The sequence below is a fragment of the Streptococcus sp. sy004 genome, assembly GCF_007859205.1.
Taxonomy (GTDB): Bacteria; Bacillota; Bacilli; order Lactobacillales; family Streptococcaceae; genus Streptococcus.
The window spans coordinates 89150-103429 of record NZ_VOHP01000004.1 but is presented as its reverse complement, the minus strand read 5'-3'; the positions used below and the strand labels follow the sequence as shown (position 1 = coordinate 103429).

Genomic DNA, 14280 nt, shown 5'->3' with positions numbered 1-14280 from the left:
AGAATTATCCAAAAGATGAAAAATCCATAGCAGGAGGATTTAAGATGACATCTGAATTTTATCGATTAAAACAAGGTAAGCTTGTGGCAGGAGTAGTGGCAGGCCTAGCTGATAAATTTGGCTGGGACTTGACCTACGCACGCATCTTACTTGGTCTATTTTTCTACTTTACTGGTTTTGGTTGGTTGATTTATCTTCTTTTAGCAATCATTCTTCCTTACAAGGAAGAAAAGGGAAAAGTGTACTGGCAAGGGCCTCGCCAGCGTAAAGAGGCTAAACCAGTTGAGGATGATTAGTCAATCCATAGTCATAAAATGAAAGTCCAGACGGCTAGATCTAGCTTGATTGACTTTCATTTTTTCTTTTGTCTAAAATATGATAAAATAAAGGTAATATAAAGGAGAACTTATGACAGTTACGGTACAGATGTTAGTTGACAAGCTAAAGCTTGAAGTTATTTCAGGTTCTGAAGCAGAACTCAGCAAGCCTATTATGACATCGGATATTTCTAGACCAGGGCTTGAAATGACAGGTTATTTTGATTATTATTCGCCAGAACGTATTCAGCTCATTGGCATGAAGGAATGGTCTTATATGAATGCTATGACTTCTGGCAATCGCTATGCGGTTTTGCAAAACATGTTTCAAGAGCAGACGCCAGCCATGGTTGTTTCTCGTAAATTAGAGATTCCTAAAGAAATGCTACAAGCAGCCAAGGAAGAAGGTGTAGCTCTTTTGCGTAGTCACTTGCCAACAAGTACCATTTCAGGTGAAATGTCTTGGTATTTGAATTCTTGCTTGGCTGAACGAACCAGTGTTCACGGTGTTCTCATGGATATCTATGGCATGGGTGTCTTGATTCAAGGCGATAGTGGGATTGGTAAGAGTGAGACAGGTCTGGAATTGGTTAAGCGTGGTCATCGTCTAGTAGCTGATGACCGAGTTGACATTTACGCCAAGGATGAAGATACGCTTTGGGGTGAACCAGCAGAGATTTTGCGTCACTTGCTTGAGATTAGAGGGGTCGGGATTATTGATGTCATGAGTCTCTATGGTGCTAGTGCCGTTCGAAATTCTTCCCAAGTGCAACTGGCTGTTTATCTTGAAACCTTTGAACCAAATAAGGTTTTTGATCGCTTAGGTAATAAAAAAGAAGAAATTGAACTGTCAGGGGTAAAAATCCCATTTATTCGTATTCCAGTTAAGACAGGTCGTAATATTTCCATTGTTATCGAGGCAGCAGCTATGAATTATAGAGCCAAACAGATGGGGTATGATGCCACAGAAACCTTTGAAAATCGCCTAACTCAATTGATTAGCCAAAATGGAGCGAGTCATGATTAGTCCGATTATATTTGAATGGGGACCGTTTGCAATACGTTGGTATGCTGTTTGTATTGTTGTTGGCTTAGTTTTGGCCGTTCATTTAGCGATGAAAGAAGTTCCCTATAAGCAGATTAAGCCAGATGATGTTTTAGATTTTATTTTGTTTGCTTTTCCTGTATCTATTATAGGGGCTAGACTTTATTATGTTGCTTTTCAGTGGGATTATTACCGCCAACATTTAAGTGAAATTCCTGCCATTTGGAATGGTGGCATTGCCATCTACGGTGGACTTTTGACGGGACTTTTATGTGTCTATGTTTTTACTCGTCAGCGTTTTATCAATTTTTTTGATTTTTTAGATATTGCAGCTCCTGGAGTACTTTTAGCACAGAGTCTTGGTCGTTGGGGAAATTTTTTTAACCAAGAAGCTTATGGTAAGGCCGTTGAGAAGCTAACAGGCCTACCAGACTTTATTCGTCAACAGATGTATATTGATGGAAGTTATCGCCTACCAACTTTCTTGTACGAGTCTCTATGGAATCTTTTGGGTTTTATCTTGATTATGATTGGGCGTCGTCAAAAAGGATTTTTGAAAAGAGGAGAACCAACCTTTTTCTATCTGATTTGGTATGGTTTGGGGCGTTTTGTGATTGAGGGGATGCGAACAGATAGTTTGATGTGGCTAGGTTTTCGTGTTTCTCAGCTTTTATCACTAGTGTTGGTCTTACTTGGTTTGACCTTGTTGATTTATCGTCGCTTAAGATTGGAAATTGAAGATTATTAAAAGGAGTAACAAATGAATTTAGGTGGAATTGCATTATTGATTATTGCCTTGGCAGTAGTAGCTTTGGTGGTTTATTTGATTATCTTATTGAAAAAAGTGTCCCAAACCGTCGAAGAAGTGACTAAAACTATCAACGTTTTAACGTCTGATTTGGACGTGACGTTGAATTTAACCAATGGTTTAATGGCCAAGGCTAATGTCTTGGTTGAAGATGTTAATAGCAAGGTCGCTACCATTGATCCCTTGTTTGAAGCTGTGGCTGATTTATCTGTCAGCGTGTCAGATTTAAACATGCAGGCACGTCAATTCAGTCAAAAAGCTAATAGTTCAACGTATAATTTAGTCAAAGCTGGTATGGCGAGTGGGGCAACGCGTATGGCAAGTAAATTATTGCGTAAAAAAGATAAAAAAGCCTAGTGGTTATAGAATAGGAGATAAGAGCTATGAGTAAATTTTTTAGAACAGTATTATTTGGCAGTCTAAGTGGTGCTACTGCGGCTTATCTTTTAACGAGTAAGGAAGGCAAGATCTTACAAAGTAAAGCCAAGGATTTCATTGTAGCTTATCAAGAAAATCCAGAAGCCTATCATGAATTGGTTAAAGAAAAAATTGATTATTATCGTCAACAGATGATCAAAAAAGTTCAATCTTATCAAGAGGATTTGCAAACAACCTTAGATAAAGACGCTGAATTGACGGGGCAAGCAGAAAAGTTGCCAGAAGTAAGTGCCTATATTGATGATATTGTCCTTGACTATGATGATGTGATTAACAAAAAAAAGTAGCGAAAGATTTCGCTACTTTTAATGTTTCATTGAAAAAATAAAATAAGATAGGGTAGAAGTTAAGGCGGTACTAATTAAGATAGCTAGTAGAAAGGCCCAACCAACTCCAATTTCAAGTGAGAGTAGAACAAAGCAAGATAACACAGATAAAATAGAAAAGATTGTAACGCGTGCAAAAAAGACCAGCTCACGAAATTTAGCGCTGTTGCTATTTAATTCTTGAAATTCTTTGTATTTTGGCGAGTAAGAAATTTGTAAGTCTTCTTCAAATTCTTCAATTCTCTGCCGTTTCAAGTTCGCTGGCATTCTAATCTCCTTTGTTAATCTCTTTCATTATACCATAGTATCGAAAATTTGTCATATTAAATCAAAAAAAATTTGCTTATCATGAATTTTTGTTATAATAGGTTACGAATAAATGGTAAAGGAGGTTTACATGGCAGAGTTCAAATTTGAAATTGTTGAAGAATTATTGGTTTTGTCAACCAATGATAAGGGCTGGAGCAAGGAGCTGAATCGCGTCAGCTTTAATGGTGCTGAGCCAAAGTATGACATTCGTTCTTGGAATGCAGATCATACTAAGATGGGAAAAGGAATTACTCTGACAAATGAGGAATTTAATACCTTATTAGAAGCCTTTCGTTCAAAAAAATAGTCTAGGATTTTCTAGACTATTTTTTTCGTTTTCTTAACCAATCAGCCAAGCTAATCATGAGAAAGGTAATGCCTAAATAGATAAACATCATTTTATTTTTTGATTGTGATAGCAAGCCATAAATGATGAAAATGAGGGCAGATAAATTGGTTATTGTTCGATTAGTTTTCATAGGCAATGATTATTTCATGGTTGGGAATAAGAGAACATCACGAATTGATGTGGTATCAGTGAGTAGCATACATAGGCGGTCGATACCGATTCCTAAACCACCTGTTGGTGGCATACCGTATTCAAGGGCTTCGACATAGTCATAGTCAATACCAGTTGCCTCATCATCCCCCAATTCTTTAGCTTTAGCTTGTGCTTTAAAGCGTTCTAATTGATCTAAAGGATCATTAAGTTCTGTGAAGGCATTTCCATATTCTTTAGTCATGATAAAGAGTTCAAAACGATCGGTAAAGCGTTTATCTTGATCATTCATCTTAGCCAGTGGTGAAATTTCAACGGGATGTCCATAGATAAAGGTTGGTTGAATTAAGGTTTTTTCTACAAATTCTTCAAAGAAGGCATTGATGATGTGGCCGACGGTAAAGTGTTTCTCAACAGCCACCTTGTGTTCTTTGGCAAGAGCAGTGGCGTCTTCTAAACTCATTTCTTGCCAGAAGTCAACGCCAGTTTGTTCTTTAATGGCATCAACCATGTGAACACGTTTGAAGGCTTGATGGATATTTAGTTCAGTATCTTGATACTTGATTGGGCCATCTCCCTTGACCTTTTGAGCAACGTGTTGGATAATTCCCTCAGTCAAGTCCATCACGTCTGTGTAGTCATGATAGGCTGTGTAAAGTTCTAGCATAGTAAATTCTGGATTATGGGTTTGGTCAACCCCTTCGTTACGAAAGACACGACCGATTTCATAAACTTTTTCCATACCACCGACAATCAAGCGCTTGAGATGAAGTTCAAGGGCAATGCGCAGCACCATATCCATGCTTAGTGCATTGTGATGGGTATTAAATGGCCTTGCAGCAGCTCCACCAGCTTCATTGTGAAGAACAGGAGTTTCAACTTCTAGATAACCAAGACCATCAAGGTAACGACGGATTTCTGAAATCACACGGCTACGTGTGGTAAAACGATCAAAACTCTCACGATTAGAGATTAAATCCAAATAACGTTTACGATAGATGGTTTCGATGTCAGTCAGGCCGTGGAATTTCTCAGGTAGGGGACGAAGCGCCTTAGACAAATGTGTTAGTTTGGTTGCCTTGATAGAGAGTTCCCCCATGTCAGTACGCATGATTTGTCCTTCAACACCAAGGAAATCACCAAGGTCAGCTTTTTTGAAAATATCATAATTTTCTTCTCCAACCATATCTTTACGAACATAGATTTGTAATTGCCCCTCACGGTCTTGGATATGGGCAAAGCCAGCTTTTCCCTTGCCTCGCTTGGTCATCAGGCGTCCAGCGATGATTGCCGTTTGATTAAGTTCTAGTAGGTCTTCTTTACTTTTATCAGCATATTGTGCTTTTAAGCTAGCTGAATCAGCAGTACGTTCAAATCGTTTACCAAAAGGGTCGATACCTTGTTGGCTTAGTTCATTCATTTTGTCACGGCGGACTAATTGTTGGTCGTTTAGTTCTTCAATATGTTCTGTGGACATGTCTTCCTCCAAAAGTTTCTTTCTCTTTTATTCTATCATAAATTGAGCAAAATTTCACAGTAGGATAGCTAAGTTTATATGTTGTAGAGGCTAGTATTCATTTAACTCTAGTAAAAAATCTCCTCTTTAGAGGAGATTAGTTGGTTAAGGCCAATTCTTCCTTTACTTGAAAATGTGAGGTGTCATTCCAACTTAGGAGTTGGAAGTTGACCATATCTTGACTTTCAAGGATGGTCAGACTAGCATTGTCCAATCTTCCATGGCGTCGAAGTTGAGCTGTGCTATAACCAAGTAGATGGCCAATACCAGCAGCTAATGAGGCACCATGACCAACAATTAGCACGGTGTCATATTTTTTAGGATCAAGTTGAGTGACAAAATTAGCGATACGCTGAGTGACTTGATAGACACTTTCCGCATCGAAAATGTCGTTGTTGAAACACGAAAGATTGTGGGTGAAGGCATAAATTTGTCGAGGATAAATCGCCTGCATTAGACTAATTTTTTTACCTTCCAGGTTTCCCAACCCCCATTCACGTAATTGGGGACTAATTTCAATCGATTTTGGTTGATGGTTTTCTTGGTTAATAAGTTGGGCAGTTTCAAGGGCTCGAGTCAAATCACTAGAAAAAATAGCATCAAAATCAATGGTTCTTAGGTGTTGACCAAGAGCGATAATATCTTCTTTACCATCTTCTAGTAGGCTAGGATTGAGGCTAGCTCCTTGAAAAATACCTTGACGGTTCCAAATAGTTTGACCGTGACGAACAAAGTATATCTTCATGTGGGAAATCTCCTATTTCTTGATATTAGTTAATGTCGTGTATTAAGTCTGCAAATGCTGCTTGAACAAAGTCAGCTAAATCTTGACTATCGATTTGGATAGAACGACCAAGTTCACCAGCAGATACAATGATTTGCCCTAAATTTAGAGCCGTTTGATCAATAAAAATTGGGAAAAGGTGTCGTTGACGAATGCCAATGGGGTTGTTAGCACCGTGAATGTAACCTGTTGTCTTTTCCAAGTCCTTCTGTGGAATCATCTGAACCTTTTTATTTTGGGATAATTTAGCTAATTTCTTCTCGGATACCTGAGTCGTTAGCGACACAAGAGCAATCAAGCTTCCTGTCTTGTCACCTGTTAGAGCTAAGGTTTTGAAAATCCGTTCTTTTTGAATTTCTGTTGGTACTTGCTCGGTTAGGGCATTAAGTGCTAGACTTTGGTAGCTGATTTTTTGCTTGTCTAAAATTTGCTCAACAAGGGTTTTCTTTAATTTGTATTTTTTACTCATTTGTACTTTGCTTCTAATTTACTCATCCAAGCTCCAAGTCCTACCCCTGCTAGAAATAGAAGCAGTGAGAGCAAGATTGTGAACCAGTTGATACCAATGTAAGAAATGGCTTCTTTACTATTTGGCACTGGAATGATAATCAAAAGGGTGCTAGAGAGAACAAGACCGATGATGAAATGATACACTTTGGAATGATAGTTGGCTAAGGCATAATCCATGGCTTTGGAAAATAGTAATACGGCTAAACCACCACCGATAGCAATAGGAAGAAAGACGCCTGTCAAATCCAAACGTTTGAAGCCATTAAGCATTGGGCTATATAAACCAAGAATGAGTAGTAAGTTAGACGGGCTAAGGCCAGGTACTAAAATACCAAGGGCAATCAAGCTACCAGCCAAGATAAAGCTCAAAAAGTTAGCAGGCAGAGTACCGATAAGATTATTTAGATTATAGAGTAAGAAACCAGATAGGACAAAGGTGACCAGTAGAATTAGCCAATCTGTTTGCTGGCGCGGGCTTTTTGAGCTGGCTTCTTGCCAAAGACTAGGTAGAGTACCAATAATTGCTCCAGTAAAGGCCCAAAGAACAGGAACTTGATAATGACTTAGAAGATACTCTAGCGGTGCTGAAAAGAGTGCGATTCCAAGAATCCCCCCAATTCCAACAGGTAGGAAAAAGAGGAGATTATTGACAAAATCTTTAGAGATATGAGCAAGAAAAGAAATAATCTTTTCATAAAGCCCTAAAATTGAGGCCAAAACCCCACCTGAAACACCAGGTAAAATAAAGCCAAGGGCAATAATAATTCCCTTAATGAGTCTTGTCAACCAAGATAGCATAGTAACCTCCAAAATAAAAAATGGCATTTGTTTCATTATACCATTTTTTAGCTTATTTGGTTGAGTTAAACAGAGAATAGTTTAGGGTTTTTCTTGGATAAAAGTAATAGCACGACACTGACTAGGATAGCAGACGGCAAAATGTAGCTGGCATTGTAACTTAGAGAATAGAGCCAAACAGGTGTGCCTTTTGGCGCATAAACACTATAAAACACAATACCGGCTAGGGTATGGGCAAATAATCTCGCCAGGCTAGCCAAACTCACTCCAAGTAGGAGTCTGCTAGTGCTTAGTTTGCCTGTATGTTTAAGGTTGACAAGACCAGCTAGTCCAATCATGGCATAAGCGATTGGATAGTCGAGCAAAAATTGCAAAGGACTGAGAAAATAGCCTCCTAAAAAGAGTTGTAGCCCTCCAGCCAAGCCTCCTAAGAATAAGCCTGCAGCTAGACCATGGCGTAGGGCAAAAATGATAAGAGGGAGCATTCCAAGTGAGATGTTGCCTCCTTGTGGTAGTTGAAATAAGATGAGCTTATCTAAAATCAGAGCAAGGGCAAGTAGTAGAGCACGTTCGGTCACTTTGGCAGATGCTAATGATGACATAAAAAACTCCTTTCTGTGACAGTCAGGAGTTTTAACTTTTAGTCACAATCCCTACGCTAGTGTTAACTAGATCAGGTGTTGAGGATTTCGTCTATGCTAGACGATCTCAGCAAAATGCACTCCTATGTGTCAATCATGATTTAATTTATTAGTTAAAAGTCTATCATGAAAGCCCTTTTTTAGCAAGAGTTTGCCCCAAATAAAAACAACTAAGCAAGAAAATACTAGCTTAGTTGTTGAGTTTGCCAAAGAGTTTTTCATAAATCGCTCTTTGGTTTTTGCTACTAGGAATTTGATTGAGGTCAAGTGCCTTATCAAATCCATTAAGATAACCTTGAGAGGTGTATTGATGTAAATCGTAGCTAAGGTTGGTTTCAGGTAGTGCTTCAAAGTAACCAGAGTCTGTTCCATAGGCTGGGAACCAGACAGCATCAAATTTATCAATCGAGATAGATTGTTCTTGCATGAAGTAAGTCCCAATATAGATGCCAACATTTTTAGCACCAAGGCGTTTTAGCTCTTTACGAAAAGCTTCAACCCCAGCGTCCATATCTTTCATGGTCACTTCTTCCACATCAATCCAGTAGAAAGTAGGGTTATAAGGCGAGGCATTTTTATAGAAGATTTGAGCTTCTTCTTTCATTTCTTTAACGCTTCGTCCTAAGGCGTAACTATAGACGGCAACAGGAACATTACGCTTTTGGAATTCTTGGATATGTTTCTTAAAGGATTTGTCAACCCCAGTAGTGTAGGCGGCATTATTACTGGTAGTAATTTGTGACCCACCAAAAACACGGACAATGGCCTCTGAAATATTTTTCGAAAGCACATCATAATTTATTTCTTCAGGTAGTTGCCAACCAGAAACGTCAATAATTGGATTTAGAACAAGATCATCCTCAGACGAATCAGTTTCTTCTTCATCGCTTGAACGACTAGTCGCTGTTGGAATGGTTTGTTTGGCTAATTTTAAGGTTTCTTTCTGTACTAGAGTAGAATGGATTTTGCCAATTAACAGGATTAGGGTGATCAAGCCGAAGAAAAGAAAGACAACAATTGGTTTAATTTTTCTTCTCATCATTATTTATTATAGCTTAATTCATTAAAAAAATCAAAGCACTTATCTCGAAAGCCTGACTTAAACTTACTCCAGGCATTTTATTTAAGATGAACCAGAGCTTACAAAGTTAACTTGATTTGATAAAATAGAAAAAGAGGTGTTGACATGTCTTTGAAACAATTAAGTCGAGTGGCTGTTTTATCAGCTCTTTGTGTAGTCTTACGTTACTTGTTTGCCCCATTGCCAAATGTTCAACCATTAACGGCTATTTTTCTAGTTTTAGCTAGTGTGAATGGTTTAGCAGAAAGCTTGGGTGTCATGGTTATTTCGCTTTTGGTCAGTAGTTTTTTTTTCCTATTTGGTCCGTGGGTCTTTTGGCAAATAGTCTCATTTACTCTGGTCATTTTGTTTTGGCAGTTTTTGATTTTTCCTTGGACTAAGCAGGCGATGGTACTACAAGCTCTTGGGGCAGCGAGTTTGGCTTTTTTTTATGGGATGATGATTGATGGCTTGATGGCACTTTTTTATGGAAGTAACCCTTGGTTGCATATGATAGCAGGGACAAGTTTTAATCTAGTCCATGCTTTGTCAACTCTAGTGTGTTATCCGCTTGTTATTCAGATGTTTAGGAGATTTGAAGATGAAAAAATTATTTAGTTTTGTATTGGTGTTATTTAGCTTTTTATTGGTGGCATGCAGGCAGCCAACAGAGCAATCAGTTGAAGAGCCTAATCCACAGTCTAGTCTTGTTTCAGAACAAGTGAGGGTTCAGTTGATTGTGAAATTTGACCAATCAAGTCAGGAAAAAACTCTGACACTTGAAAAAGAAGAAACGATCATGACGATCTTGAAAGCTAATTATGATATCAAGGAAGTTAATGGTTTTATTACTGCTATTGATGGGGTTGAACAAGATGAGGCGGCCAAAAGATACTGGTTATTCAAGGTCAATGGTCAAATGGCCCCTAAAGGTGCTGATCAGATAGTAGTAAAAGATGGAGATGTGATTGAGTTTTATCAAGAAAGCTTTTAGTGTGCCTTGTGCTAGTATTGTTAAGATGGTATTTTAATTGAAAAAATGATAAGATAGTCAGTAGGTTTAGCCAATAAAGGAGGCAACTGTGAACATTCCCAAATTAGAAAATTTGAATAGTAAAGAAACCGTTAATGAAGAAGTGGAGCTGTTAACTCGCTTGCTACAAGAAGTTACTAAGGACTTGGTCAGTGAGCGAATTTTCGAGTTAATCAAGCAACTAACAGAGTTGTCGATAGCCGAGGATTATAATCAGTTGGAAGAATTGATTCAGCAAATTGATAACCAAGAGATGATCATGGTGGCTCGCTATTTTTCAATTTTGCCACTTTTAATCAATATTTCTGAAGATGTGGAGTTGGCCTATGAGGTCAATTACTGTAATAATGTGGGGCAAGATTATCAAGGGAAATTATCCTTGATTATGGACGAAGTTGCTTATCATCAAGACGGGCAGGCCATCTTAGAAGCTGTCAACGTCGTACCTGTCTTAACGGCCCATCCAACCCAAGTTCAACGTCGTACCATGTTGGGCTTGACCAATCAAATTTATCTTCTTTTACGTCAGCGACGTGATTTGAGAGAAGGAAGCCTTAATCAAGAAAAATGGCAGCAAGATTTACGACGTCAGATTGAGTTGATGATGCAGTCTGATATTATCCGTGAGAAGAAACTTAAGGTTAAAAATGAGATTAGTAATGTCACAGAGTATTACAATCGTTCCTTGATTCCTGCCATTACCAAGTTAGTCAAAACCTATCAAGATTTAGCAAAGGATAAGGGCTTATTACTTGAAAAAGCTAATCCGATTAGTATGGGCATGTGGATTGGTGGTGACCGTGATGGAAATCCTTTTGTAACTGCAGAAACCTTAAAATTATCTGCTTTGACACAGGCAGAAGTCATTCTAACTTATTATATGACGATGGTGGATAAACTTTATGACGCCTTTTCCATCTCAACTAATCTGATTCCAGCAAGCTCAGCGGTGATAGAATTAGCTAAAAAATCTCAACACACGTCTGAATTTCGTGAAAAAGAACTCTATCGCCAAGCCTTATCTTATATCAAAAACAGTCTGCGTCATACGTTGGGATATATTAGTCAAGATCAAAAGGTTGCTCCTTACTATGCCAAGGCTAGCGATTTTAAGAAAGATTTGCTGCTGATTCAATCCTCTTTATTAGAGCATAAGGGACAACATCTTTTGACGGGTGAGTTTTCAGAATTATTGCAAGCAGTAGATGTCTTCGGTTTTTATTTAGCCAGTATCGACTTAAGACAGGATTCGAGTGTTCATGAGTCTTGTGTAGCTGAACTTTTACAAACAGCAGGCATTGAAGAAAATTATAAAGCCTTGTCTGAAAAAGAGAAATGTCAATTGTTGCTTGATACCTTGACCAAGGACCCTAGAACCTTATCTTCTAGCCTTTTACCTAAGTCTGAACAATTACAAACAGAACTAGCTATTTTTGAGATGGCAAAACAACTCAAGGATAAGATGGGAGAAGAGATTGTTCGTCAACACATCATTTCTCATTCAGAAAGTGTGTCAGATTTGTTAGAGTTGGCTATTCTCTTAAAGGAAGTTGGCTTGGTTGATAAGCAAACTTCCAGAGTTAGAATTGTACCTCTTTTTGAAACCATTGATGATTTGAATAATGCTTATGACATTATGGAGGCTTACTTCAATTTACCGATTGTTAAAACTTGGCTAAAGGACAATCAGCATGACCAAGAAATCATGCTGGGCTATTCGGATAGTAATAAAGATGGAGGGTATTTGGCATCTGGTTGGACCTTGTATAAAGCTCAGCAAGACTTGACACATCTTGGTACTCAGCATGGTATCAAGGTGACCTTCTTCCATGGCCGTGGAGGGACAGTTGGTCGTGGTGGTGGCCCTTCTTATGATGCTATTACATCACAGCCGGCAGGGACTATTAAAAATCGTCTTCGTTTGACAGAACAAGGAGAGGTTATTGGCAATAAATATGGTAATCAAGATGCAGCTTATTATCATTTGGAAATGTTGTTGTCAGCGACCCTAAACCGTATGATTAAGGAAAGGCAAACCAAGCCAGAAGATTTGGTTGGCTACCGGCAAATCATGGATGAGATTATTGCAGACAGTTATCAGACTTATCGCCATCTCATCTTTGACCACCCACATTTTTATGATTATTTTTTTGCGGCTAGCCCAATTCGTGAGGTGTCAAGTTTAAACATTGGTTCTCGTCCAGCAGCTCGTAAAACCATTACTGATATTTCTGGTTTAAGAGCGATTCCTTGGGTGTTTTCTTGGTCACAAAATCGTGTCATGCTGCCAGGTTGGTATGGTGTTGGCTCAAGTTTTAAAAAATTTATTGATCAAGACACAGAAAATCTTGGCAAACTACAAAAGATGTATCAAAACTGGCCGTTTTTCAAGAGCTTATTGTCTAATGTTGATATGGTGCTTTCCAAATCTAACATGACCATTGCTTATCAGTACGCACAGCTTTGTCAGGATGAGTCAGTGAAGGAGGTTTATCAACTCCTGCTTAAAGAGTGGGAATTGACGAAGATGATGATTTTGGCAATTGAACAAGAAGAAGACCTCTTGGCTGAAAATCCATATTTAAGAGCAAGTTTGGCTTTTCGCCTACCTTACTTTAATGTTTTAAATTATATTCAATTGGAACTGATTAAACGTTCGCGCCAAGGGGATCTAGCAAAAGGAGAAGATCATTTGATTCATATTACCATAAACGGAATTGCAACAGGTTTACGTAATTCAGGTTAGGTTAATAGACATTAAGAAGATTGAGGCTTGCCTAATCTTCTTTGTTTTTTCTAGGTAAAGATGATATAATCGAAACTGCAGTTTAGTCGTAAACGGAGAGAACTATGAAAATTGACAAAAAACACCTCTTGAATTATTCCATTTTAATCCCCTATTTGATTTTGTCTATTGTAGGATTGATTGTGGTGTATTCAACAACCAGTGCAACCTTGATTCAATATGGTCTGAATCCTTTTAAGTCAGTCATTAACCAAGGCATGTTTTGGATCATCAGCCTGCTTGCCATTACCTTTATTTATAAGTTGAAGTTGAATTTTTTGAAAAATTCTCGTGTTTTAAGCCTTGTTATGCTGATTGAGATGGGTTTACTGCTGATTGCTCGTTTTTTTACCAAGCAGGTCAATGGCGCTCATGGTTGGATTGTGCTTGGTCCAATTAGTTTTCAGCCAGCAGAATACTTAAAAATTATCATGATTTGGTTTTTGGCTTTTACTTTTGCCAAACGTCAAAAACTAATCGAACGTTATGATTATCAAGCCCTAACCAAGCGACGCTGGTGGCCACGCCAATTGTCTGATTTAAAGGATTGGCGATTTTACTCGTTAGTTATGATTTTACTAGTAGCTTCCCAACCCGATTTGGGTAATGCAACTATCATCGTTTTGACTAGTATTGTCATGTTTTCGATAAGTGGTATTGGTTACCGATGGTTTTCTGCCTTGCTGAGTGTGATTGTCGCAACATCCACCCTTTTTCTAGGCTTGATTTCGCTAGTGGGGGTAGAAACGATTTCTAAAGTCCCAGTTTTTGGTTATGTTGCTAAACGGTTTAGTGCTTTTTTCAATCCCTTCAAAGATTTGACCAATTCAGGACATCAACTAGCTAATTCTTATTATGCCATGAGTAATGGTGGTTGGTTTGGTCTAGGGTTAGGAAATTCTATTGAGAAAAAAGGATACCTGCCAGAAGCTCAGACAGACTTTGTGTTTTCTATTGTTATTGAAGAGTTGGGGTTGATTGGTGCCGGTTTAATTCTAGCTATTGTATTCTTTTTGATTTTGAGAATTTTATTGGTGGGGATGAAGTCTAACAATGCTTTCAATGCTATGATTTCCTTGGGAGTTGGCAGTATGCTCTTGATGCAGGTCTTTATCAATATTGGTGGGATTTCTGGCCTAATCCCTTCAACAGGGGTGACTTTTCCGTTCTTATCACAAGGGGGAAATAGTGTCCTAGTGCTTTCAGTAGCGATTGGGTTTGTTCTTAATATTGATGCCAGTGAGAAAAGAGAGAGAATCTTCCAAGAAGCAGAAGATAACTATCATAGTAGAATGTCTGATGAGTACATGAAAGAGCAAGCTAAAATTATTAAATTAAGAGAAGAAGATGATAAAGAGGTTTAGGTTTTATAAAAGCCTAGACTTTTTATTTTTCATAAATAGATGTCAAT

The 14280-nt window shown here is 38.3% G+C and carries 18 protein-coding genes and 1 riboswitch; of the genes, 10 read left to right on the top strand and 8 right to left on the bottom strand.

Translation table 11 applies throughout. The features are described from left to right. Positions 1-44: 44 nt before the first annotated feature. The 5 genes from FRX54_RS04910 (at position 45) to FRX54_RS04890 (ending at position 2895) form a co-directional block, all read left to right on the top strand. The gene (locus tag FRX54_RS04910; protein WP_146461643.1) at positions 45-296 is read left to right on the top strand and encodes a PspC domain-containing protein; all 252 of its coding nucleotides are present in this window, start codon (positions 45-47) and stop codon (positions 294-296) included. Between the two features lie 112 nt (positions 297-408). Beyond that, positions 409-1344 (top strand): HPr(Ser) kinase/phosphatase, encoded by a 936-nt coding sequence (gene hprK / locus FRX54_RS04905; RefSeq protein WP_146461642.1) that lies wholly within the window; start codon positions 409-411, stop codon positions 1342-1344. Further along, a complete protein-coding gene (lgt, locus tag FRX54_RS04900) occupies positions 1337-2110 on the top strand; it encodes a prolipoprotein diacylglyceryl transferase (protein WP_146461640.1) in 774 nt (257 codons plus the stop codon). The genes hprK and lgt overlap by 8 nt, the downstream gene beginning before the upstream one ends. Positions 2111-2122: 12 nt before the next feature. Next, positions 2123-2527 (top strand): DUF948 domain-containing protein, encoded by a 405-nt coding sequence (locus FRX54_RS04895; RefSeq protein ID WP_146461638.1) that lies wholly within the window; start codon positions 2123-2125, stop codon positions 2525-2527. A gap of 26 nt (positions 2528-2553) precedes the next feature. Continuing rightward, positions 2554-2895 carry a YtxH domain-containing protein gene (locus FRX54_RS04890; RefSeq protein ID WP_146461636.1) on the top strand — a complete coding sequence of 114 codons (342 nt, stop codon included), beginning with the start codon at positions 2554-2556 and terminating at the stop codon, positions 2893-2895. A gap of 18 nt (positions 2896-2913) precedes the next feature. Here FRX54_RS04890 and FRX54_RS04885 read toward each other — a convergent pair whose 3' ends face one another. Beyond that, positions 2914-3201 carry a DUF3270 family protein gene (locus tag FRX54_RS04885; protein ID WP_146461634.1) on the bottom strand — a complete coding sequence of 96 codons (288 nt, stop codon included), beginning with the start codon at positions 3199-3201 and terminating at the stop codon, positions 2914-2916. 130 nt (positions 3202-3331) lie between these two features. Between FRX54_RS04885 and FRX54_RS04880 the strand changes: the two genes are divergently transcribed. Next, on the top strand, positions 3332-3550 hold the full coding sequence (locus tag FRX54_RS04880; RefSeq protein WP_146461632.1) for a YdbC family protein: 219 nt from the start codon (positions 3332-3334) through the stop codon (positions 3548-3550). Positions 3551-3566: 16 nt separating this feature from the next. On the opposite strand, the gene FRX54_RS06345 is transcribed toward FRX54_RS04880, so the two are convergent. The 7 genes from FRX54_RS06345 to FRX54_RS04850 all read right to left on the bottom strand — a co-directional run bounded on the left by FRX54_RS06345 (position 3567) and on the right by FRX54_RS04850 (position 9030). Further along, positions 3567-3722, bottom strand: coding sequence for a hypothetical protein (locus FRX54_RS06345; protein ID WP_186652501.1), 156 nt, complete (start codon positions 3720-3722; stop codon positions 3567-3569). Between the two features lie 9 nt (positions 3723-3731). Continuing rightward, positions 3732-5219 carry a lysine--tRNA ligase gene (gene lysS, locus FRX54_RS04875; protein ID WP_146461629.1) on the bottom strand — a complete coding sequence of 496 codons (1488 nt, stop codon included), beginning with the start codon at positions 5217-5219 and terminating at the stop codon, positions 3732-3734. 136 nt (positions 5220-5355) lie between these two features. Next, positions 5356-6003 (bottom strand): histidine phosphatase family protein, encoded by a 648-nt coding sequence (locus FRX54_RS04870; protein ID WP_146461627.1) that lies wholly within the window; start codon positions 6001-6003, stop codon positions 5356-5358. Positions 6004-6028: 25 nt separating this feature from the next. After that, positions 6029-6511 (bottom strand): aminoacyl-tRNA deacylase, encoded by a 483-nt coding sequence (locus tag FRX54_RS04865; protein WP_146461625.1) that lies wholly within the window; start codon positions 6509-6511, stop codon positions 6029-6031. Then, positions 6508-7350, bottom strand: coding sequence for a DUF368 domain-containing protein (locus FRX54_RS04860; protein WP_146461686.1), 843 nt, complete (start codon positions 7348-7350; stop codon positions 6508-6510). The genes FRX54_RS04865 and FRX54_RS04860 overlap by 4 nt, the downstream gene beginning before the upstream one ends. Before the next feature lie 65 nt (positions 7351-7415). Further along, positions 7416-7952, bottom strand: a complete 537-nt coding sequence (gene thiT, locus FRX54_RS04855) for an energy-coupled thiamine transporter ThiT (RefSeq protein ID WP_146461623.1) — start codon at positions 7950-7952, stop codon at positions 7416-7418. A gap of 31 nt (positions 7953-7983) precedes the next feature. Next, a riboswitch (TPP riboswitch) is annotated at positions 7984-8086 on the bottom strand. 95 nt (positions 8087-8181) lie between these two features. Continuing rightward, positions 8182-9030: a glycoside hydrolase family 25 protein gene (locus FRX54_RS04850; RefSeq protein WP_146461621.1), complete on the bottom strand. Its 849-nt coding sequence runs from the start codon at positions 9028-9030 to the stop codon at positions 8182-8184. 147 nt (positions 9031-9177) lie between these two features. On the opposite strand from FRX54_RS04850, the gene FRX54_RS04845 reads away from it, so the two are divergent. The 4 genes from FRX54_RS04845 to ftsW all read left to right on the top strand — a co-directional run bounded on the left by FRX54_RS04845 (position 9178) and on the right by ftsW (position 14233). Continuing rightward, positions 9178-9669, top strand: coding sequence for an ECF transporter S component (locus FRX54_RS04845; protein ID WP_146461619.1), 492 nt, complete (start codon positions 9178-9180; stop codon positions 9667-9669). Beyond that, positions 9653-10045, top strand: a complete 393-nt coding sequence (locus FRX54_RS04840) for a DUF4430 domain-containing protein (RefSeq protein WP_146461617.1) — start codon at positions 9653-9655, stop codon at positions 10043-10045. The genes FRX54_RS04845 and FRX54_RS04840 overlap by 17 nt, the downstream gene beginning before the upstream one ends. 88 nt (positions 10046-10133) lie before the next feature. After that, positions 10134-12830 (top strand): phosphoenolpyruvate carboxylase, encoded by a 2697-nt coding sequence (gene ppc, locus FRX54_RS04835; RefSeq protein ID WP_146461615.1) that lies wholly within the window; start codon positions 10134-10136, stop codon positions 12828-12830. 104 nt (positions 12831-12934) lie between these two features. Next, positions 12935-14233 carry a cell division peptidoglycan polymerase FtsW gene (gene ftsW / locus FRX54_RS04830; protein WP_146461613.1) on the top strand — a complete coding sequence of 433 codons (1299 nt, stop codon included), beginning with the start codon at positions 12935-12937 and terminating at the stop codon, positions 14231-14233. The last annotated feature ends 47 nt before the right edge of the window (positions 14234-14280 follow it).